Annotated in this window: 15 protein-coding genes; 4 read left to right on the forward strand and 11 right to left on the reverse strand. The window is 51.7% G+C overall.

The genetic code is table 11. The features are described from left to right. Window positions 1–136: 136 nt before the first annotated feature. The 6 genes from AB8516_RS11535 to AB8516_RS11560 all read right to left on the reverse strand — a co-directional run bounded on the left by AB8516_RS11535 (window position 137) and on the right by AB8516_RS11560 (window position 7,979). Window positions 137–2,257: a hypothetical protein gene (locus tag AB8516_RS11535; RefSeq protein WP_369160736.1), complete on the reverse strand. Its 2,121-nt coding sequence runs from the start codon at window positions 2,255–2,257 to the stop codon at window positions 137–139. Next, entirely contained in the window at window positions 2,257–4,002 is a 1,746-nt protein-coding gene (locus AB8516_RS11540; protein WP_369160738.1) for an efflux RND transporter periplasmic adaptor subunit, read from the reverse strand. The genes AB8516_RS11535 and AB8516_RS11540 overlap by 1 nt, the downstream gene beginning before the upstream one ends. Before the next feature lie 99 nt (window positions 4,003–4,101). After that, entirely contained in the window at window positions 4,102–4,554 is a 453-nt protein-coding gene (locus AB8516_RS11545) for a glutaredoxin family protein (RefSeq protein ID WP_108295192.1), read from the reverse strand. An 82-nt stretch (window positions 4,555–4,636) separates the two neighbouring features. Next, a complete protein-coding gene (locus tag AB8516_RS11550; protein WP_369160741.1) occupies window positions 4,637–5,674 on the reverse strand; it encodes an anthranilate phosphoribosyltransferase in 1,038 nt (345 codons plus the stop codon). 91 nt (window positions 5,675–5,765) lie between these two features. Continuing rightward, the gene (locus AB8516_RS11555) at window positions 5,766–7,022 is read right to left on the reverse strand and encodes a hypothetical protein (RefSeq protein WP_369160743.1); all 1,257 of its coding nucleotides are present in this window, start codon (window positions 7,020–7,022) and stop codon (window positions 5,766–5,768) included. 42 nt (window positions 7,023–7,064) lie between these two features. Next, a complete protein-coding gene (locus AB8516_RS11560) occupies window positions 7,065–7,979 on the reverse strand; it encodes a LysR substrate-binding domain-containing protein (protein WP_369160745.1) in 915 nt (304 codons plus the stop codon). Between the two features lie 505 nt (window positions 7,980–8,484). Here AB8516_RS11560 and AB8516_RS11565 point away from each other — a divergent pair. The 3 genes from AB8516_RS11565 (at window position 8,485) to AB8516_RS11575 (ending at window position 13,982) form a co-directional block, all read left to right on the forward strand. Further along, window positions 8,485–9,318: a sirohydrochlorin chelatase gene (locus AB8516_RS11565; RefSeq protein WP_369160747.1), complete on the forward strand. Its 834-nt coding sequence runs from the start codon at window positions 8,485–8,487 to the stop codon at window positions 9,316–9,318. A gap of 115 nt (window positions 9,319–9,433) precedes the next feature. Then, window positions 9,434–10,330: an adenylate/guanylate cyclase domain-containing protein gene (locus AB8516_RS11570; RefSeq protein ID WP_369160749.1), complete on the forward strand. Its 897-nt coding sequence runs from the start codon at window positions 9,434–9,436 to the stop codon at window positions 10,328–10,330. 223 nt (window positions 10,331–10,553) lie between these two features. Next, a complete protein-coding gene (locus tag AB8516_RS11575) occupies window positions 10,554–13,982 on the forward strand; it encodes a mechanosensitive ion channel domain-containing protein (RefSeq protein WP_369160752.1) in 3,429 nt (1,142 codons plus the stop codon). Between the two features lie 95 nt (window positions 13,983–14,077). On the opposite strand, the gene AB8516_RS11580 is transcribed toward AB8516_RS11575, so the two are convergent. The 4 genes from AB8516_RS11580 to AB8516_RS11595 all read right to left on the reverse strand — a co-directional run bounded on the left by AB8516_RS11580 (window position 14,078) and on the right by AB8516_RS11595 (window position 19,680). Further along, a complete protein-coding gene (locus AB8516_RS11580; protein ID WP_369160754.1) occupies window positions 14,078–16,909 on the reverse strand; it encodes an EAL domain-containing protein in 2,832 nt (943 codons plus the stop codon). Beyond that, window positions 16,906–17,877, reverse strand: a complete 972-nt coding sequence (locus AB8516_RS11585) for an ABC transporter substrate-binding protein (protein ID WP_369160756.1) — start codon at window positions 17,875–17,877, stop codon at window positions 16,906–16,908. Before AB8516_RS11585 ends, AB8516_RS11580 begins: the two co-directional genes overlap by 4 nt. Before the next feature lie 735 nt (window positions 17,878–18,612). After that, complete coding sequence (locus tag AB8516_RS11590) at window positions 18,613–19,293, reverse strand: DUF1566 domain-containing protein (RefSeq protein ID WP_369160758.1); 681 nt, start codon at window positions 19,291–19,293, stop codon at window positions 18,613–18,615. Window positions 19,294–19,458: 165 nt separating this feature from the next. Further along, window positions 19,459–19,680, reverse strand: a complete 222-nt coding sequence (locus tag AB8516_RS11595; RefSeq protein ID WP_369160760.1) for a hypothetical protein — start codon at window positions 19,678–19,680, stop codon at window positions 19,459–19,461. Window positions 19,681–19,724: 44 nt separating this feature from the next. On the opposite strand from AB8516_RS11595, the gene AB8516_RS11600 reads away from it, so the two are divergent. Then, window positions 19,725–20,609: a hypothetical protein gene (locus tag AB8516_RS11600; protein WP_369160762.1), complete on the forward strand. Its 885-nt coding sequence runs from the start codon at window positions 19,725–19,727 to the stop codon at window positions 20,607–20,609. A 211-nt stretch (window positions 20,610–20,820) separates the two neighbouring features. Here the strand turns inward: AB8516_RS11600 and rssA are convergent, their stop codons facing one another. Beyond that, window positions 20,821–21,744, reverse strand: coding sequence for a patatin-like phospholipase RssA (gene rssA / locus AB8516_RS11605; RefSeq protein ID WP_369160764.1), 924 nt, complete (start codon window positions 21,742–21,744; stop codon window positions 20,821–20,823). Between the last annotated feature and the right edge of the window lie 144 nt (window positions 21,745–21,888).

The following is a 21,888-nucleotide window of genomic DNA, read 5'->3' on the forward strand; positions in this document are numbered from 1 at the left end:
AGGATGCCCTCTCCTGCTAAGCGATATAGGACTGGTTATTAGAGAAACAGGATTAACGATAATCCCTGTGGGACAATGAGTGAAATATCAAATTGGGAGGTTTGGTGCGGCAGGATCGCACCCTACTGCCGGCATCTCAAACCCTGAACCGCTTGAGAAACATCTGCCGTATTGAACGGTACCATTGCAAGCCCAATGGCATTGGCTGGTGTTCGAAGCGGACAATGACGCGCTCACCCAACCGGCTAATCCGCCGATCCAGCCGCAGTCGAATCTCAAACACGGCCTCCAGGGGCCGCGTGCCGTCCTCATCTTCGGGATGCAACGCAATCTTACCGCCCCCCAGGGGACCCAACGCGGGACTGGGAAGGCGCTGTTGTGATTCGGGGATATGCCGCTGCAGGCTGACCGGCAGGTCGTCGGCCGGCCTGTCGGCGTATATCGCATTTATCTTGCGGGAAAACTGTCGCACCAGACCGATATTCTGCTGTGATACAACCACCCTGATCTCCGGCTGGCGGTTATCCAGCACATAACCGATCAACTCACCCTGGGTTAAAAACCGGCCGGGGAGATCACCGGGTTGCTGTACCAGAAATGTGCCTTCTACGGGACTGCGGAGGATAAGCCGCGATGCCCGTTCCCGCTTTTGTGACACCTCCGTTTCAACCAGGCGGATCTCTTCCAGCACGATCTCCGCTTTGACGGTTTCATCTTCACTGACCAGGGTCTCATGCTCCACATGCAATGCGCTCAGCCGCCCGGCCAGGCGTTTCAACTCAGTCTGAAGAAACGGGTCCTCCATTGCCACGAGAGGCTGGTTTCGTGTAACGGTGCTGTCGGGTGTTGCCAGCAGTTCGACAACCTCCCCTTCTACACCCGCACGGACTTCCGCACCGTCCGGTGGAAGAATCACGCCCTCGGCATGGGTTGCATGGGGAACGGGGATGACAAACAGGATCAACAGCAGTGACGCTATGATCGATGCGGTCGCCAGCAGGGCCCGCCTGCGCCGGTTGGCGAGCTGCCGGCTGGTGAAGAGATAGTTCAGCTGCTTGGCCAGGGGCAGTATAACCATCCCGACCAGGGCCCAGACTGCGATTGCCTTACCCACCAGCGGATAGCTTTCAGCCACCAACAGCATGATGGTAATGAGGATAAAGAACCGGTAAAAGAATGCGGCGATCCCGTAGAAGATGAACCAGCCGCGCTCCCAGTCGGTCTGGGCGGGTGAGTCTGCATGCTCCACACCGAACAGATAATGTTGCAGCAGATAGCCGAGGTAGCGGTTGGCGCGAATGGATAGGTTGGGTATGTCGATCAGATCGGCAAAGACATAGTAACCGTCGAATTTCAGCAGCGGATTGCCGTTCACCAACAGGGTCGAGAGCCCGCCGATCAACATCATGTTGTAGGCCGCGGCGTTGACCCAGCCGGGTCCGGTGGCCAACCACAACCAGAGCCCCAGAGAGGCAAGCAGCAGTTCCGCCATGATGCCTGCCGCACCGACCACAATCCGCGCACGCCGCTCACTGAATCCACTGGCGGCGGATGCGTCCACATAAGGCATGGGTATGAGGGCCAGCAGCAATACCCCGACCTGATGAATTTCACCCCCCCAATGCTTGGTGGCGAATCCGTGCGCTGCCTCGTGGAAGAGCTTCATCAGCAGGTAGACCGCACCCATCAGCAACAGATTATCCGCCGACAGAAGCTGGCTGGTGACGTTACCCGTGATCTCCTGCCAGTGCAGCGCCGCCTGCAGCAACCCGCTCAGCACGATCAGCAGCCACAATCCCATGCCGACTCGACCGAACAGCGGCTGTACCGCCGGCATCAATCTGTTCAGCACCCTGTCCGGGTCCCATAAAGGGAGACGCAACGAAAGTGGATTGCGCAGCTGCCGCAGCCATTGGCGTGGCTGTTTGCGGCGCTCGAGAATCCTCAACGCATCGCTTTCCGGGCTATCCATGAGCGCCCCACCCCCCTTCAGCCGCATCAGCAGGTGGATGAAGGCCTCCTGATCCAGCGGATGACTCAGGGGTTGTTGCGCCTGTTGCCAGATCATCTCAAGGGTGCGATTGCCGTCAAACCGGCTGATCAGCTTATAGGCCCCGGCCGATAGGCGAAAATGTCGCTCGCTGATCGGGTCCTGAAGCAGATACCAGGTCTCTCCCTGATAGCGCTGCCGGCGGATCACAACCTGCGGGTTTAGGCGGGGACGCGCACCGGCGATCTGCTGCCAAATAGCGTCCATCAACCCCACCAGCGCCAGAGTTGCAATCGCAGCCAGTCAATCAAACGGTGGCTGACAAGCCACAGCAGGCTACGCTTGCCGGCATCGATCTTCGCCACGCCCTGCAACCCGGGTCTCAGATGTTCTTCCGCATCCTCCAGTTCGGCTTCCAGGGTAAACAGGTAACTGCCTTCGCTGGCCGTGGACAGGGGCAGGATGCGCTTCACGCTGAAGCCATGGTCGAGATCGGGATACCCCGCCAGGCGCAAATGACCGAACTGTCCGATCTGTACATCGGCAATATCCAACTCATCCACCTGCAGCATGACACGGTAGCTATCGAGAGGGGCAATCTTGAACAGCTCTTCTCCCCGCTTCAGGGGGGCGCCAAGGGATTGAGTGAGATCCCCACTGACGATGACGCCATCCAGGGGCGCCTTGATAAGACTCCTTACAAGTTTCATCTCCACCAGGTCGAGTTCCGCCTGCACCTGCCGGCGTTGCGCCTGCAGCACCGAGACCCGGCTGCGCTCATGGGTCGCCAGCGCCTCGCGCTGCTCCCGCTTCAACTTCGCCAGCTCGGTCCGCCATTTGGCCTGCTCGAGCTTCAGGTCCTTGTCATCCAGCTGACACAGCAAGGCCCCCTCAGCCACGATATCGCCCGCTTTGGCGGACACCTCTTGCAGATAGCCATCGAACGGAGAGGTGATGACACGCTGGATTCGCCCCTCCAGATTGGCGCGGGCATCGATATGGTAGTCAACCCCGATCAACCCCGACACTACGAGGATCGAGATAAGAGCGAGCAGACTCAGCTTCACTCCCAAGCCTTGCGGACCCAGCCAGTTTTTAAATCGCTGTTGCAGGCGATCACGGATCAAGCGATGGAGGGATTGCTCACTGCGCTGTCGGTGATGCAGCAACAGTCCGATCAAACCGGCCGCCTGCTGACACTCCGTCTGTTCTGGCGGCGTGAACGGCTGCAGTCGATGGCGTTCCAACAGCAACGCCCCGACCGGCATGTCGCCCGTCTTCAACGGAATCGTACAGAGCGTCGCCTGCCCCACTACCCCGGCCAGGGTCTGTTGGCTGTTCAGCAGCAGATCGCTCTGTGATGTCGCGGGCGGATAGTGCAGCAATGCCCGTTGATCGATGGCCTCGAACATCGCTTCCTTGAAGGCGCGCACCAATCCGGTTTCCCGCTTGATCTCGACGGGGGGGTATGTCGCCGAGATCTCGAGACGACGCGCATCCCCCAGCGCCAGGGTTACCCGGTCGCAATGGAACTGTTCGGCAAGGAGTTTGACAATCGCCGCCGACGAGAGCGGCCTCTCGGTCATGCGTTCCACCCAGTGGGCCCCTGTCGCTTGGCTTCTGTTCGCCTGTTTCAACAACAGCTTCAACCAACGCAGGCTCCACTGCAGCGCCTGTATCGCCGCCTGCTGTTTCCGTACCGACCGAGGACTCATACGGAGTGCAACAACCCACTTCGGCTGACCGCGGGAAACCAGCGGCACTGCCATGAAATCGGAACCCTGAACAGATCTGGAGGCGGGAACGATCAACTGCCTGCGGGTCTCGAAAGCCTTGAGCGCAACCTTCAGCAAGGCCTTTTCCGGTTGCTCGTCCTCCGGCCAGCGTACAACGCTGATCCCCCCACTCTCAGTAACGCCTTTTTCAACGACAATAGCCGACTGAATGCCGCTGACCAAACGGCACAGCTGTTCCAGCCATTGCTGTATCACTACCCGGGAGGATGAAGGCATGCTCCGCAAAACTCCTATGATTCCTAAACACTGTTTTCGGTAGTGAAAAGGATATCTTTACGTGCCGCCCTGTGATTCCGTTCCGATCCGCTGTGCAGATCAATCGATACTGCTTTGATAAATCTCACTAAAACCGGCTTCGGAAAAGCCGTTCAACCGGCGCTTGCCAACCAGTATGATCGGTACGCCCTTGCCCCCCAACTTTTTATAATCTCGTTTACCTTTCCGGCTGGTCTCGACATCGTACTCTACATAGGGAATCGCGTTGCGCTTAAAATATGCTCGTGCCTTTTTACAGTAACCGCACCTTTTGGTGCTGTACATGACCACCTTTTCACGTCTATACCCGGCACCGGTTTTTCCTTCGATCGGCGGCGCATGATAGACATTGGGTTTTACTGTGACAGGCGTTGACTCCCCTGACACAGGCGGTTTATCGCCAAAATGGATTTTTCCGTTCTCATCGCGCCACTTGTATATGGCATCTGCGTTGACAATACCGCCGGCAACAGCCACTAACAGGCATCCAAACGCCAATTGAATCAGTCTCATCGTCCCTTCCGCTCTAAATTGACTACTCCGGTATTGAATCAAATTTGTTTCGCACTCAGCATAGTTGAAAAACAGGGACTGTTCAGTGTTGTAACTCACGAAGTTTCTCTGCTACCTGTCCCGACTCAAACAGCTCCATCGCCAATCGAATCCCTTTTCCGATGTCATCAGTCTTGTTGCCGAGACAGATCCTGACTCCCGCATTGTAGAGAATGGCATCGAGATGTCTGTCGCTTTTTCCGGTCAGGGCCTCTTCTACGAGTCGCGCAGTCACATCCACGGATTCACAGGGGTGATGGGTCTTGTGACTGAAATTGTAATCGGCGGGATCGAGGGTGTACTTCGATAGTGTGCCGTTATTGAAATCGGCAACGGCTACCGGTTCCAGCGGCAACTCGTCACAGCCATCCAATCCCTGCACTGCAATCACCCGCTGCTGTCCCCGTTCACCCGTAGCGGTGGCAAAACGTTCCAGGAAACTCTTGTGTGCAGCTCCAATCAAAGAATAAACCGCACCTGCAGGATTGAGCATAACCTCGCAGGCGTGCAGAAACGAACGATAGAAGAGCGTCTGACGTATCGGCTTCAACCGCTCCACTCCATGCAGGTAACTTGCAGCATGCAGATGACCGAATCCCTTTTCTTCAATATCCCTCGACACCCGATCCGGTTCCCGATAGGCCGGAATGCCCAATGCTTCAAGCAGACGAGCGGTTGTAACACCGTCTTTGGGTGGAAGCCCGGTACTCGAGTGCATCACCACCGGTACTCCCGCCGCGGCGGTGACTATGGCTGCAGCGAGGCTTAGATGAAGTGCGTTTTTGCGTCCATCATAGGGTCCGTTGCAATTAAGCAGACCGTCAACCTTTGGTGCAATCAAGGCGGCACTCCCTTCCATGGCATCGAGAAAACCCTTCATCTCCTCCACCCGCGCGCCCTTGAAGCGCATTGCGGTGAGGAATGCCCCGACCTGGGCAGGTTGCGCCTCGGCGGACATCAGGAATGTCAACGCCTCGCAGGCCTCTTCGCGGGACATATCCTTGGCTCCGCGGGGGCCTTTGGCAGTGGCGATCAGGCGCTTGCGAAATGCCTCAGCCGCCTGGCTATTCTGTTGTTGCATTGCTTACTCCTGATCGACAGACGATACATCGCTTACGCCGTAGGGTGCGGCTTGCCGCACCGAATTTTTTAGAAAGCGCTATTTTGTTCAATTACAACTGGGGCCTGTTAACAAACACAAAGGGAACACGCTGACTGGCCTTGAAATCAGCCGCATCCACCACGGTACTGTTGGCCACCTCTTGACGCGCAGCAATCAGCGTCTTCTCAATGCGCCGATCGCTGATGTGGTAGCGGGGGTCGAGCCCAATGCCGTCTATGTCTTTGCAGGGTTCATGGAACAACAGTCGATAGAGATCACTCATCATGTTATAGCGGCTCGACATCAGTATATTGGTTGCCTGTTTGATCTGTTGCAGGGACTCCTTTTCATGACCGAACAGGCTGGTCGCCAACATTACCGAGATGGCATGCAGCACATCGTATTGCACATGGGCGATGAAAACGATCAGATGGCGCTGAGTCAATACAACATTCTCACGCCAGGCCCATCGGATCATACCTCCCAGCAGCAGGCTGAAAAATTCCGGGACCCCCCATTCCATACCCAAACCCACCGATGCCAGGGATTCCACCAGATTGAACGTTGGATGACCGGCCAGCAGGCGCTGGGTGAGGACATTGTCCGCCACCCCGTGAAGCATCGGTACATCCTGCTCTTCAAATGGAATACCGAGACCATCAAAGAGCTGGCGGTACATGACGATATGGGTGGTTGAATTGAGCAGGCCGGACAGATCCGGGTAACTGTCGATGCTATGTGTACCCACGCCATACTCGTCGGCCAGCAGCTGCGCCAGAATGATCTGCACCAGTTCAGACACCCGCTCGTTGAGACTGCCATAGGGGAGGTCGATGAAACCTGAAAAGCGTCCCTGCGCCAGGGCTACACACTGGCGGGTGTTTTTGACCTGATTGAAATAGTTGGTGGCAAATACACTCAGTTGCGCGGCATCGAATTCACCCTTGAAGATGCGTACGAAACAGGGGTGGCTCCAGACCGGGTGCGACATGACATGTTCATGGAGTTCGAGAAACATCTCCTGCAGTGCGCCGGGCCTGAACAGATCCAGTTCACTGAACTTGTTGGCAGGATCTCGGTCAGCGATGATTCGCATACTCTCAAACAGCCGGTGCAGCGGATTGTCTGCTGACGCCAGTTCGTCTATTACACGGGTAAAGTCTTCCAGCTGACTCTGCCTGAATTCAGCCAACACCTGTTCCGTATCCAGCGATAAAAGATTGGGGAGCGGATGCACACCGGGCAGCAGTGTTGCGGTTCCATCACTATTCACCTTCAATAGGTCCGAGAAACGCCATGGACTATCGCCGGGTATCGCGGTCGTCATATCAATCATACTCCTGGTGATACTACTCAGTCCTGACTGCTCTCAGAGTTTCCTGACTGTATTCGGTAACTGAGATCGGATCACGTCAGCCAAGACCTCGATCGCCTTTTTACGGGGAAAGGTCTTTCTGAAGACAAATTGCACCCGCCGATAGGCATCTTTAAGTTGCAGTTTTCGAGCTATGATCCCGGAATCCGTAGTCCAGCTCCCCTGCACAGCCAAGGCGGGCACCAGTGTACAGCCAAATCCTGCACCCACCAGTTGCAGCAGGGTCTCCAGGCTAGCGGCCCGGAGATCGGCCATCTCATTGTCGATGATACCCTCCTTGATACGGCACACATCCATCACCTGATTGGTGAGGCAATGTCCATCCGCCAGCAACAGCAGATTGATACGACTCAGATCGCGACGGTTGATCTCGTCTTTATTGTAGAGTTCATGATTTCTCGGATGGGCCAACCAGAAGGGCTCCTCAAACAGCGGCATCACCTCCAGCTCGGGCTCTTTCACTGCCGTAGCCAGGATCGCCACATCGATCTGGTGATCCAACAGCCGCTGGGTCAGCATATCGGTGATCTCTTCAGAGAGTATCAGCCGCATCTGCGGATACTGCACCTTTAGCGGCATAAGAATCAGCGGTATCAGATAGGGGCTGACTGTTGGAATGGCACCCACGCGCAACGCACCTGCCAAAGGATCACGCTGCGCCTGGGCCAGCTGCTTGATCACATCGGCCTGTTCCAGGATCAGTTTGGCGTGTTTGACGATCTCCAAGCCGATCGGTGTGGTGGAGACCGAACGATTGGTACGTTCGAAAATGGTAACGCCAAGCTCCTGTTCCAGTTTCTTGATTTGCCCACTGAGGGTGGGCTGACTGATATAGCACTGTGCAGCTGCATGGCCAAAATGCTCGGTCTCAGCAACGGCGATAAGGTATTTCAAGTCTCGCAGATTCATGGGAGCAATCGGTTCTATCAATCACAATCCCGATATTAACCTATTCTGTTCTATCGATGCCAATGACAGATCTCAACCCATACCGGGTTGCGGAAAGATGATCGGAAAAGTGATTCTGGCTCGGCTGAGGTCGATACCGGCCATCAGCTCCCTGTGAAGAGATCAGGTAATAATAAAATACGATGCCCGATGAGTAATTAAAAAGCCGTCTTGTGTGTCACCAGGCGGCTTATCGAATATATAAACATATAGAAGCCACGACCAACCTATCCCAAAACGACTGGACGGGAGTGGATTGGAGGATAATTCTGTCACCCATTGCCGGGAACAAGATTGAAATAACTCCAAACCATATCCTGATGATCACATGGGAACCGGCTGAACAGTACAAGGGATTTTTGACACTACCGAATCGTGAAAGCATACTCATACCCTTTTCAAGCCCCCAGCGGCGATGTCAGGCAGATGTCGATCCCCAATCAATATCAAACACCGCCCCTGAGCCATGAAAAAACCATTAATACTGCTACTCGACAACGGCTCCATACAACCCCAGGCCACACGTAACCTGAGGAAGCTGGCTGCCGAGCTTAGCCACCTTAGTCAATACAGGGTATACCCCGTCTCCCTGCAGCAGGCCGACAGAATAGCGCCTGGCGAGCTCGACGGTATCCCGGCCCAGCTGCTGGAATCTTTTCTCTCTGCTAAGCTCGAAAAAGGTATCAGGGATTACCTGGCCATACCGCTTTTTTTCGGTGTCAGCAGAGCACTGACCTCGTTCATCCCCAATCTTGTTGAATCTCTCCAATCAATACACGGCCCCTTCCGTCTGCACATTGCCGATGTGCTCTATCCCCTACCCAGAGGAGAACCCAGATTGGTAAGGATTCTGAAGGATCAGATTGAACCACTCATTTCAGGATCCACTCAACCACGGGTCATTCTGGTTGACCATGGCTCACCACTACCGGAAGTGACAGAAGTACGGGTACGGATCGCAAGAGAGCTAAGCAGCCTCTTACCACCTGATGTTCAATTAAGTGAGGCCGTAATGGAACGCCGTAAAGGGAGTGAATATGATTTCAATGGTGAACGGCTTGATCAAGTGTTGCAGAGGGAGGCACAGAAAACTCTCCAAACACCGATTGCACTCTCTCTTTTGTTTCTCTCCCCTGGCAGGCATGCCGGAGAGGGCGGTGATATTGCAACCATATGCGGTGATGTTGAACGGCTACACCCGGGGCTGGACATCCGCATTAGCCCTTTGGTTGGCGAACACCCCCACCTGATCGAGGTCCTGCTGGACAGATTACGATCGGGTTTGAGGGCATTGGATTGAGTTTAAACCTATACTCGGACTATGCACAAAGTGATAACGTAATAAATCCAGGGAATTTCCACATAACAACCAGGGCTTGTCAACACTAAGCCAATACAACTTTCGAAACTGCACCATGTCAACAGCGGCTCAAAAATCATATGCCATCGTCTTTGCCGATATCGTAGACAGTACCCGCATGTATGAAAATCTGGGTGACAACCGCGCCAAACAATTGATAACCAACCTTGAGGACATCATTGCAGAGGTCGTAGCGGAGACCGGTGGATATGTTGTAGAAGTGGTCGGCGATGAGGTGATGAGTCGCTATAACCATGTCTCTGACGCCGCGACAGGGGCCTGCCTCATGCAGGAACGTGTGGACGCATATGCAAAACGGTCCGGCATGAAGCTGTCGGCAAGAATCGGTCTCCATTTCGGGCCCGCCATTGTAGAAGGCGGCCGGATGTACGGCGATTCGGTAAATGTTGCAGCACGCATGGCGGCGATCGCTCAATCACAGCAGATCATTACAACCGAGCAGGTCGTACAAAATCTATCCGATGAGCAGAAAAAAATCGTACGTCAATTCGATAAAGTCAAGGTAAAAGGCAAGCAGGAGCGAATGGTTATTTATGATCTCCTATGGCGAAAGGACGACATCACTTTCATACACACTTCTCCGCTGACACAAAGCACGGTAACAAGGATACTGACCCTCCAATACGGCAACCGGCGCTTCAACTTTCTACCACAGCAGGGCAGTATGCATATCGGCCGCGACTCGAGCAATGAGCTCGTGGTTACGGCCGCCGCAGCCTCCAGAACCCATGCTGTACTCGAGTACAGCCGGGGCAAGTATGTTCTTTCGGATATCAGCACCAACGGCACATACCTGACAACACAAAACCATCAATCACTCTATCTAAGACGTGAGACCGTACCTCTGCTGGGCAGCGGGAAGATCGGACTGGGAGAACCCGTATCGGATAAGAATCAACATGTTATCCGCTACTATTTTCAGGAAGTTTGAAACAACGGCAGCCTGCGGCAGAGAACTGTACTGGCCATCATGCGGACGGAATTGAGATAATCCGTATTTGACACATATGTTGAAGCATATCACCCGGTGATATAGCGTGATTGCACAAATATAAGCAACTATAAATGTGATCAGCCACAAGCTTTAGGGCAGGTATAGAAACCTTTTAACCATTTAACACACTAATGCCACTTCGGATTACAGATACATTTCCATGTCCTACTCTTCACCTATTCGCCGGCAACCTCTGACAGGGCTGTTAATAACACTCCTCTGCCTCTCCCATGCGCTGATTGCCTGGGCCGAGTCACCTTCCCTGCCGCTTGAACAGAGTCAACCACTCACCCGGCAACAGCTGGAGCTTGCCCGCACCAACATCGACCAAGAGACCGCTTTGGATGCAACACAAAAGGCCAGGATTCATGAGTTGCTCGAGCAGGCAGACAACTGGTTAGGTCAAGCGGACATGGTAAGAGGCGAGATCTCACGCCTTCAAAAACAGATTCGGGATGCACCGCAAGTAATCCAGGACCTGCGAGTGAACCTGGATCATGATGCGGATGTTGACAAAGCCCTCGAGAAATTCATTCTATCTTCTGACCTTGCCGCATTGGAAATACGCATCAGCAAGGAGGAGCTGAACCTGACCCAGGCCCGCGATAACCAAAAGACGCAACTGGAAGAGCTTTCGGCACTGCTGGCCGGCAGCAAACAGATCAGTAGTGAAATTGCCATCCGGACAGATTCCCTGGCTCAGATCCAGTCCGATATTGAGGTGTTGCCGCAGAATGAACTGAAACAGATCAGGCAGGCCAGATTGATGTCGCTGCAGGCAAGAAAAGGCTTACGCGAAGCTGAGTTCGATTTGCTCACACTACGACTCGGAAACCTTAGCCTGCTGACCAATCTGAGCCAGGCCCGACGGGACGCGACAATTGCCCATGTCAGCCAATTGCAGTCGAGTTTAAAACGCCTGAATCAAGCTGCTGCCGAGATAAGGGAAGACCAGGCCAAACAGGCCCGGCAGGCAGCCGAACTGTTGGAGCAGGAAACAACCAACCTGCCGCTGCCGCTTCAGAACATCGCCCAGGAAAACGCCGAAAGCCGCTCAGAACTCGAGCAGTTGGTTTATTGGGAAAAGCGTGTCTTACAGCAGTTGACAACGGCAAAGGGAAAATTGGAGCAACTACAATCAGATTTCGAGCACAGTAAACAGCGCGTAGAGGTTGTGGGCCGAAGTGAGGCGATAGGAAAAATGTTATCCCGTCGTCACGCCGCACTGCCATCACTGAGAAGCTACAGACGCTCTTCCGCCAAGCGCAAGTATGAAATCAACAAGGCCACAGACCGCCAGATAGAGATCGAAGAGCTGCTCCTTGAGCGTGGCAGCCTCTCTGACCACGTGGAAGCGGTCACTCGGTCGATTCTGGAAAATCTGTCAGGGCAGGAGAAACAACACCTGCAGAAGCAGGCATTTTCTCTGGCAGGGGCCAGGCGTGAGGCGCTGAATGAACTGCAAAAAGCATATGGCCGCTATATCGGCCAACTCACATCTCTTGACCTGGCTGAACGACAGTTACTGAATATTTCAGAATCCTACATCGATTTTATCAATGACCAGTTGTTATGGGTCTCCAGCAGTAGTGTGAGTCAGGTCTTCAGCCCTACCCGACTGGCATCCGGCATCGGCTGGCTTGTCTCTCCAGAGCATTGGCAGGAAGTGGGTGCCGATTTAATAACCACCAGCCGGCACAACGTGCACTTTGCTTTCATTCTGCTTTTTACCTTCTTGTTCGTAGTCTGGAAACAACCCTTTGCACGACTGCAAATACCAAATCTTGCCAGAGCCACACGCAAGATCAGTACCGATTCTATAAGCCTCACAATCAAGGCACTGTTCTATACACTGATAAAGGTCATGGCTTTACCGGTGGTGATGATAGGGACAGGCCTGCTATTGCGGTCACAGCCAACCGCCGCACCATTTACTTTGGCCATGGCCACATCCCTGATCACCGTCGGTATAACACTGACTGCAGCCCTGATGCTTTACCAATTGTGCCTGCCCGAGGGGGTCGGCACACGCCACTTGCGCTGGAACAACAAGATCTGCAGATCACTGGCGCAGGAGCTGCGCTGGGCCATTCCTGTCGGTGCGCCATTTCGGTTCCTGATTGCTCTTGGCGCGGGTGACAGCCTGCCTGCCGATGCCCTTGTCATCAGCAGTACGGCAACTATTGTGCTGATGATCGTATTCATTATTTTCACCTACCGGCTGTTGCGCAAACAAGGATCACTCATGATCTCCTGGAACAGCATCAATCCGAACGCTTTACTGCTGCAATTGCATTTTCTATGGTTTCCTTTTTTGATCCTTATAGGAGTCGGCCTGATTTTCTCCACAGGGTTAGGCTACATGACCCTTACTCTGCGTCTACTCGATCATGTTGAATCGACAATCTGGTTTTTTATCGGGCTGTTCACCTTGAGAGAACTGCTATTGCGCTATCTTTATATCGCTGAGCGCAGATTACGCTATCAGAACGCACTGCAAAGACGAGATGAACTGCGCGCTCAAAGGGAGCAAGAGCATCAGCAGATTGAAGACGAAAGCAGTGTCATTACAACCGAAATCCCCGAACTGAATTTCGATGCCTTGAGCGAACAAGCCAAACGGCTTGTGCGCTTCGGTTATCTACTCGGTTCCGTAATCGGTGCCTGGTTGATATGGTCGGATCTTCTCCCGGCACTGGATTTTCTTGATAACATTCAACTACCGATAAATACCAGCGAAATGGTTGACGGGATAGTAACGGAAACACCATTGACATTAAGGGACATCATCATCGGTATAGTTATCTTGATCGTCACCTTTCTTGCTGCAAAGAATCTTCCCGGCGTACTTGAGATCACCCTGTTACAGCGTCTCCCCCTCGAATCCGGTGCGCGCTATGCGTTGACTACACTGTTACAGTATTTCATCGCCGGTATCGGACTGATCATAGCCTTCAGCCTGATTGGCTTTCAATGGTCGAATATTCAGTGGTTGGTAGCTGCGCTGGGCGTGGGACTCGGCTTCGGTTTACAGGAGATCGTCGCAAACTTTGTCAGCGGTATCATACTGTTATTTGAACGGCCCATACGTGTTGGCGATGTGGTAACTCTCGACTCCACCACAGGCGTTGTCTCCCGCATCCGCATCCGCGCCACCACAATCACCAATTACGATAAACAGGAATTACTGATACCCAACAAGGAGTTCATTACCGGCAGGGTCATCAACTGGACCCTGACCGACAAGGTCAACCGAATCATCATCAACGTCGGGGTTGCCTACGGCACCGATGTGAATAAAGCAATGGAACTGATGGTCGCGGCAGCGCATGAGAACGAAAACGTACTACAGGATCCGAAACCTGTCGCCACCTTTGAGGCATTCGGTGACAGCGCTTTGACACTGCTGCTCCGTACCTACCTTGGATCTATGGATAACCGACTGGCGACGATAACCGCATTGCATACAGCAATCAACGATAAATTCTCCGAGGCCGGCATTGAAATTCCTTTTCCACAACGCGATCTTCATGTGATCAACTCAAGTCCGCTTGACAGCAAAATCAATACTCCCACGGAACCCCGTTAGGGTACTTCAATGGAATAGTCAGCTGACCGACTGAACATTAGGGCCTGTTAACACTAATCCAATCGGCCCCAGGTGGTAGGCAGTTATGGCGCAGCTCAGGCACGAAAATCAGAAATACCGGTCAATGTAGCACCAACCCCTTCACTGTCATCCTGATGCTGCAGCATACTCACCAGTTGATCCGCCGGCAACGGCTTACTGAAAAAATAACCCTGAGCCATTTCACATCCCTGTTGCTGCAAAAACTGCAATTGACTTTCTGTTTCAACGCCTTCAGCAACCACACCAAGCCCCAGACTTTGCGCCAATGCAATTATTGCGGATGTGATCGTTACATCATCCTCATTATCCGGAATATCTTTGACAAAGGCCCGGTCGACCTTCAAGTTATCCAAAGGAAGCCGTTTGAGATAATTCAGCGACGAGTAACCGGTACCGAAATCATCTACAGAGATACTGATACCCATATCCTTGAAATCTTTCAAGGTAGTTATGGTTTCGCTTACATTACGCATGATAACACTTTCGGTTATCTCCAATTCCAGATATTTCGGATTTAACCGTGAATTTTTAAGCGCCGTTGCAACCTTCATACTCAAGTCACGCTGAATGAACTGCATACTGCTCAGATTTACTCCGATCCGAATTGGCTTGTAACCGGCAGTCTGCCATTCCTTGTTTTGTCTGCAGGCCTCATTCAACACCCATTCACCAAGCTCCATTATCATACCGGTCTCCTCGGCGATCGGTATAAACTCAACTGGAGAGACCATCCCCAACTCCGGCTCGTGCCATCGAAGCAGCGCTTCTGCAGAGACTATCTCTCCACTGGCAAGATCAATTTGCGGTTGATAGAAGAGTTCCATCTCATTGCAGGCGAGGGCCTTACGCAACTTACCCTCTAATTTCAGCCTGGTAGTCGCCAGTATATTCATCTGTTCCGAATAGAACTGGAAATTATTCTTGCCTACCGCTTTAGCATGGTACATTGCGGTATCCGCATTCTTCAGCAACTCCTCAACGTCCCGACCATCCCTGGGAAATATTGCTATACCGATACTGGGTGTAACATATACCTCATGCCCGTTCAGGTTATACGAGCGTGCAATTGCATCCTGCACCCGCTTTGCCACCAAGGCCGCCACATCCGGTTTTTGAATATCCTCAAGCAGCACGGTAAATTCATCGCCGCCAAGCCTCGCAATATTACAATTCTCTATCTCACATTCGCAGTTGCGCTCCACTAAATCCGTATCCCTGAGTTGTCCCTCCAGGCGGCTGGTTACATTTTTTAGCAACATGTCTCCAATGTCATGACCCAATGTGTCATTGATACGCTTGAATTCATCAAGGTCAAGATACAATACTGCACCGATACGCTGGTGCCGTCTGGCAACCTTAATGGCGCGGGAGACCTGCTCCTTGAATGCCTGGCGGTTAGGCAGCTTGGTCAGTGAATCGCTATATGCCAGCATGCGGATCTTTTCATCCCACTGTTTACGCTCGGTAATATCCCTGGCAAACACGCTTAGTGTGAATATTTCACCGATTCTGGAGCAGGAGATAGCAAGGTCGAGGGGGAATTTACGGCTATTTCTGTCCCTACCTTCAACCTCCAATCTGACACCGGTCGGATGTTCCTCAGACCCCTTGAACATGGGTTTGAGAGCATCCGTCGCTTCCACCAATGAATTATGGGTAAGGATGAGTTGAAGCAGATGCAAACCGAGCACATCCTCTTCATTATAGCCGAACACCTCAACCGCCTGCTGGTTCCAACTTAGAATCATGCAGTTGGCGTCAGCCGTTATCACAGCATCAAATGCTGTATCTATTACATGAGAGAACCTCTCATCTTCCGCAGCGATCGCAGCGTTCGCTTCATCTTCCTTGAGTTGAGCGATTCGCATGTTTCTATATACAGCTATAGCCAAAAAAAGAATCAGTAGCGACAACAACCATATCGCCAACACATTCCTCCAATCAAATACGTCAGCCCTTATTCTTTGCTTCACCAGTAATTCAAAAACCACGCCGTAGACTTCTATCTTCTGCCGGTATTCGAAGGTACTCAGGTCCACCGCGATTTTGGCTAAGTTTGACTTGCTGAAACCAGCCATTATTCCACCGTGTGTCACCTGATCCCTTTCAGTAACCGGCAACAACGATAGATCGTATGGCATGTCCGCTTCAATGATCCCATCTACAAAACGTTCAAGTTCAATACAAAGAACAGCCATACCGTTGAACATATCCACCCGCTCCTGCATCTTTTCTGGTGGATAGCGCCCAAGATAGACGGGCTTCAGAACAAAGTACTGGGATTTACCCGAACTGTTTATCACAACAGGTCCGAATGAAACAATTTCACCACCTTTTATGGATTGCTGCAGTGCATTAAATACACCCGGCTGTCGAGTCAGGTCGTAACCCAGTAAATTAGCGGAGCGTGGATCCATAGGCTCGATAAAACTGACCGGCAGATAGTAACCGCCAGTACCGATATGATCGCCACCCAACTGACTATCATTCTTTAATCTGAAACTGACAAAACCCTGTTCCCGCATTTGCGCCTCGAATTCATCCCGTCTCTCATTGGGGATCCTCGTCATGTGCATGATTGCGCTGATAAACGGATAGGCCTTGAGCATCTCCTGTGAAAACGATGTCTGTTCAGCAATACCGAGGAAATCACTCGAGTGGTAGAGCCCTACCAGGGAGGTTAAGACTGTCTCCAGATTGGAGATCCGCTGAACGAGCGTTCGATGTATCTCCCCGGCGCGATCGTTAAACTCATTATCAACCGTATGCAGTTCCACCCATACCGAAAATATAAGTGAAACCCACGAGAAGATCACAATCGACAGCCAGAGAACAACAGCCCGATAGCCTTTAAAGATCTTTTCCCTGGAGTTGAAATACATCATGAACTGACTTTTTTCGCCTTTCTCAGCAATGACTCCGGAAGTCTGATCCCGCTCTGCTCCAGGATTGCGTGGTTAATCCAGATATCCCATTTGCGATTGGAGACAATGGGGATTTCACTGGGTTTTGTTCCATCAAGTATTGCCAATGCCACCAATGCGGCCCATTCCCCATGCTCTTCAGGAATTTTTGTCAGGCCAAGCAGCGTATAAGGCATCATCCAGCCATGATTGGTCAAGGTCAGGGTTTTCGTGGATTCAACAACAAAATCCGAAACAGATTTTGTGTTCCAGTCATTGATACCCGAATTACTGCCAATCACTACAAAATCGAATTCCTGTGCTTCCCTGTATGCAATCATCCACTCCTTGGTGGTGTTTACCAGACGATCCTCCAAAACGATGCTATGCTTGTCCGCCGCACGCTTGAATCGCTTCAGATTTTTCCTTTCAGTCAAAGTCGATGCACCGATATAGATAGCCCGGTGCGCACCTCCCTGTATATGTCTTGCATTGTCAAACAGGACATCTATAGGCGCCACTTCTACCATTCCCGTGGTGTTGCTGTAGGGAAAACCATACTCATCAACATTCCAGTTGATACCGCAAAACACAAATGGAACCTGGTGATCCTTAAAAAAGGGTTTAATGACATACTTGGCGGCATTATCATCTGCGGTGATTACAACGTCGGGTCTCCAACGCTCGATCAACTCCCTCGCTTTCCTCGCCGCCTCTTTTTTAGACACTTCGTCCTTATGCCTTTTAGTATCCATATCAAACTGTTTTAATTCACATTTACCGCCCAAGGTTTCGCGCAAACCGCTCTCTACCCCGTCTGACCAGGCATATCCTGTATGGTAGGAGGAGATAAACAGACATTTATTGGCGACCGCCTGGCCGGATAGCGATGCTGAAAACAGAAGAACCAGAGCGATTAATATAGTTTTATGTGTTGTTATTACCACCATATTCAACTTACTCCATGTCTAAATAGGAGGAATTAAATCGGACAGGATTTTCGAAATATATCGGCAGGTAATTTAAAACTTTACAAATCTGTCACTATTTGAGAATCCAAAGCATATCATTCCTGTTTTTACTGTATCTTATTGTTTTACAGACAAAACACAGTCACAAAAGAGATTCTTCAGGTAAAAATCACCTATTCTCCGCCCCCCTTTTTCCGAACTATATTCCTGATAAGGTTCGGTGCATGCTCTAGCTGTCAGGCACGTTTCCATAACCGTTCAGGGCGTGTTTCATAGACGGCAAGCAGATCATCAGCAGCGATCCAACTGAGTTCACGTCGCTTTTTGAATCTGTCCACCGAATCATCCTGCCCATACAGCAAGACTACCCAGCATCAAAGAAACATCACCACACTGTCGATGGCCAGCCTATTGACACCGCTTGATAAGAAACAGAAGAGACCTATGGTAAACCATAGTCAATGGCCTGACATTTTGTACGATATTCAGGTGAAAGAGCTGGCCCTAAGGTCGGCTGAAGATCTTCCTCAATCCTGATCAGACTCAGACATGAGATTATTTTTAGATTGAATCAAGCCCGTTATCAGACGACACAATCAACTGATAACGGATGGACAATGGAAAGGCTGAAAAGTGGTAAATATATCAGGGCAGAGACTTTAACCGGATCCCACTGCCCAAACGACACAGTCTATGCAGTTAACCACCAAATACCTAAGGCTTGAACATAGACTTCCTGCGGCCCACAATTGCCAACAAGCCTGTCATCATCAAGAGTAACACGCTTGGCTCAGGAACATTCACATTGGCTTGTTGTTCAGTTTCCGCCAGCACATCGCCATCTCTCACGGCCCAGATCCGCTGTTCATCCCAAATCGAATTGATTTCCTGAGAACCAAAGTGAAAATGGAGATACCATGCCTGATCAGAAAAATCGCTCAGGGTGCCGGACCAATACCCGCGGTAAGCCAGATTGACGAAAGGATTATAGTTGGAAGATTCAGGCGCCGGGTCAAACCTGTTATGTGAATAGTTGGGTGCATAACCAAGATTGATATAGTACATATAAGCCAGTTCACTGCTCATACCCGCCGTATCATATCCGAGTGAAGCTGGATCATTGATTGTCGTTGGTAAACGCCAATCACCCCAGACAACACCGCGGACACTGTCTTCGTACTGCAAACCATCTACCCAGCTGACAGCATCCAGCCAGCTCAATCTCGCATAAGGGGTTGCACCGGAAGTCATTGCATAGGAAGCATCCTGCAGCCAGGTCACATCCAATACATCATCGTAGATTAACCCTGATCCTCTATCGATCAGGGTTGCATTGACGCTCCCGGCAAAGGGCAGAAGCAAGAGGAGCATACAGAGGATAGTCGTTCTTTTCATAAGTCTTTGAAATCCGGCATTACCTTAAAATTCCATCTCTATATACAAAATTTATGCCAGCAATATATTGTCCTTCAATAACAATCACTTAAATATTTCTGATAATGATTCCCGGGACTATTGTAAAGAACCCCGACAGATATATGCCGAGTTGCATGACATGATCTATGAGTATTTAGCGACAACCCGCTTGCGCAGGTATCTCATCTGCTGCCGTTGTTCAATGCTATCCAGTTCAACAATCCAGCCCGGGCCGATTACAGCAACTGCTGTTGTTCCTGCGCTTTCTTCATAGCCATCAAACCCTGCATCGGGTCGTAGCTGAATCGGGATTACCTTATCCTTGCCAATGAATTTAAAGTCGCTTTTTAACCAATAAGTCAACAACTGTTACTTGCCGAATCGACCGTCACTATCCAAACTCATCGTATATGTACATTGAAACATACAGCCGCCGCCTACTCTCACCCTTTCACGGATTGCAACAGGTCATCACCGTGGAGGGCGGTATTGCCGAAAGCATGAATGGCTGGGACTGGAAACTCTATGTGGCCGATGAAAGCATTGTCAGCCATACGGGTCTTTCGGAAATCGTTTACGGCAGTTGGAATCCCGCCCAGGGACTCAGTCGTTCCCGGATCCGTGGCGCCATACCATCCTGTCTAATCGAACAGATCGGCGATCAATTGCTTAATGCGGTCGAATATCTAGCTGAAGAGATACCCTTCCCGAGCATGGACACTTATGAACTCTGGCTGCTGGACGAACAGAGAGGTCGGCCTCTTGCCCTGCTCGATAGCGCACTCGTCGACGATACCCGCACGCCATATGACAATCCCGCCTGGTACCCCGGAGGCCAGGCCGGAAGAAAATTCAGTTCTGATTCAGGCGATGCTGAAGCACTCGCCTGCCTGATAAAAAATACAGCCGGTAAACAATCCACCGCCATATGGATCAAGCGAAAATGCGACGGCTCAGGCAAGGACCACACTGGCAACCACTATCCCGGCACACTCTTTCCTACACTATTACTCCGTGATCGCTGGGAAGACTCAAATCACCAACAATTGGTCTCTGATTTTCTGAAATGGCAGGCGCCATGGTTATTGCAACTGCCGCTCTGTCCGGAGACTCGAACGCAATTGGAGACAGCGGCCTGGGAGCGCCCCCTGGAAACCAGTCGTGTCTATCGGCTGTTCCCTGAAATAATCGATGAACAGGGCTTGACTACCACGCGTGTCAAGGCCCGTATTATGCGGGACAAGCCTGAGGCACAGGATCTCAACGAGCCGTTTTATCCGTTCGTCAATGAATAGAAACGACACCCAGAATTTGTCTTTCTTAAGTTATATGACCCGGGGCCTGTTAACACCAATCCAATCGTCTCTGCCGGAACTGTTTTTCGTCCGTCAAGAGAGTATGAGCGGAAGATAACACCGCAGACGAAAATTACCCCGCCATCCGCGTTGCGCCCCGAAGGAAGTGCCCTTGGGGTACGCCTGATCATGCGCCAAACAGCCCAATCAGTCAGTTGTCAAAAAGCTGTTCCAAAGCCGGACGCATACGCCGAATCTCTTTTAGGCCTTCATCAATAGCCATTTCGGCCTCATCAAATTCCATCAGTCCCAATCTCGACAAACGAGGAGTGAGAATGACATCTGGTGGATCGCCTGCCATGCGACTTCGGGTTATTCTGTCCTGCATAATATTGATTGAGCTTGCCAGCACTTCGTAAAGCCCGGGAACATTCCTGTTTTTACCCAATAGATGACTCATTAATTCCTGCTTCCGTGCATACAGGCCATTCATCATCTGGCCTGTGATTCGTCCCCAAAGATCGTCCTCTCTGACTTCGGCCGGTTTATCGTCGTTCATGTCGTTTTGGCGCAGGTGTTTGCCGAGTATGTCACCATTCAGATTGACAGCGATCACTATGTCCGCACCCATTGCCCGGCAGAGTGAAACAGGTACCGGATTTGCCAATCCGCCATCCACCAACCAACGCCCCTCGTGCCGCAAGGGTGTAAACAGACCGGGCAGACTTATGGATGCCCTTACCGCCTCCATCACAGGGCCTTCACGAAACCAGATCTCACGACCTGTCTCAAGGTCCGTCGCAACTACCCCAAGCTGTCGTTTCAAGCTTTCGAACTCCAGATTCTTGACATACTCACTGATGAAGTCGGTCAGCCTGTCCCCTTGAATCAACCCTCCGCCCAACAGGGTGGGATCGAGAAATCGAATGATCTCTTTCCAGGTCAACGAACAGGTCCAGGCCTGAAGAAGATCCACTTTATCCGCGGCATAGGCAGCCCCTACCAACGCGCCGATGGAGCTCCCACTAACGATATCGGGTTCAATACCCATTTCAGCGAGACCGTTGATGATCCCGATATGCGACCAGCCGCGTGCCGCACCGCTACCGAGGACTAAACCGATTTTCATTTCCATTCGACAGCCATCCCGCACTATTTACGCACTATGTCCTCCGCACCACGATAAAACTGAGTATACAGCAGACCACTGAGGATATGATACGGTTGCCCAATCAGCTCGCAATCCGTGACAGTGTGAGTATTCACGACACCCCATCCA

It is taken from the genome of Candidatus Thiodiazotropha sp. LNASS1 (assembly GCF_964212655.1).
Taxonomy (GTDB): Bacteria; Pseudomonadota; Gammaproteobacteria; order Chromatiales; family Chromatiaceae; genus Thiodiazotropha.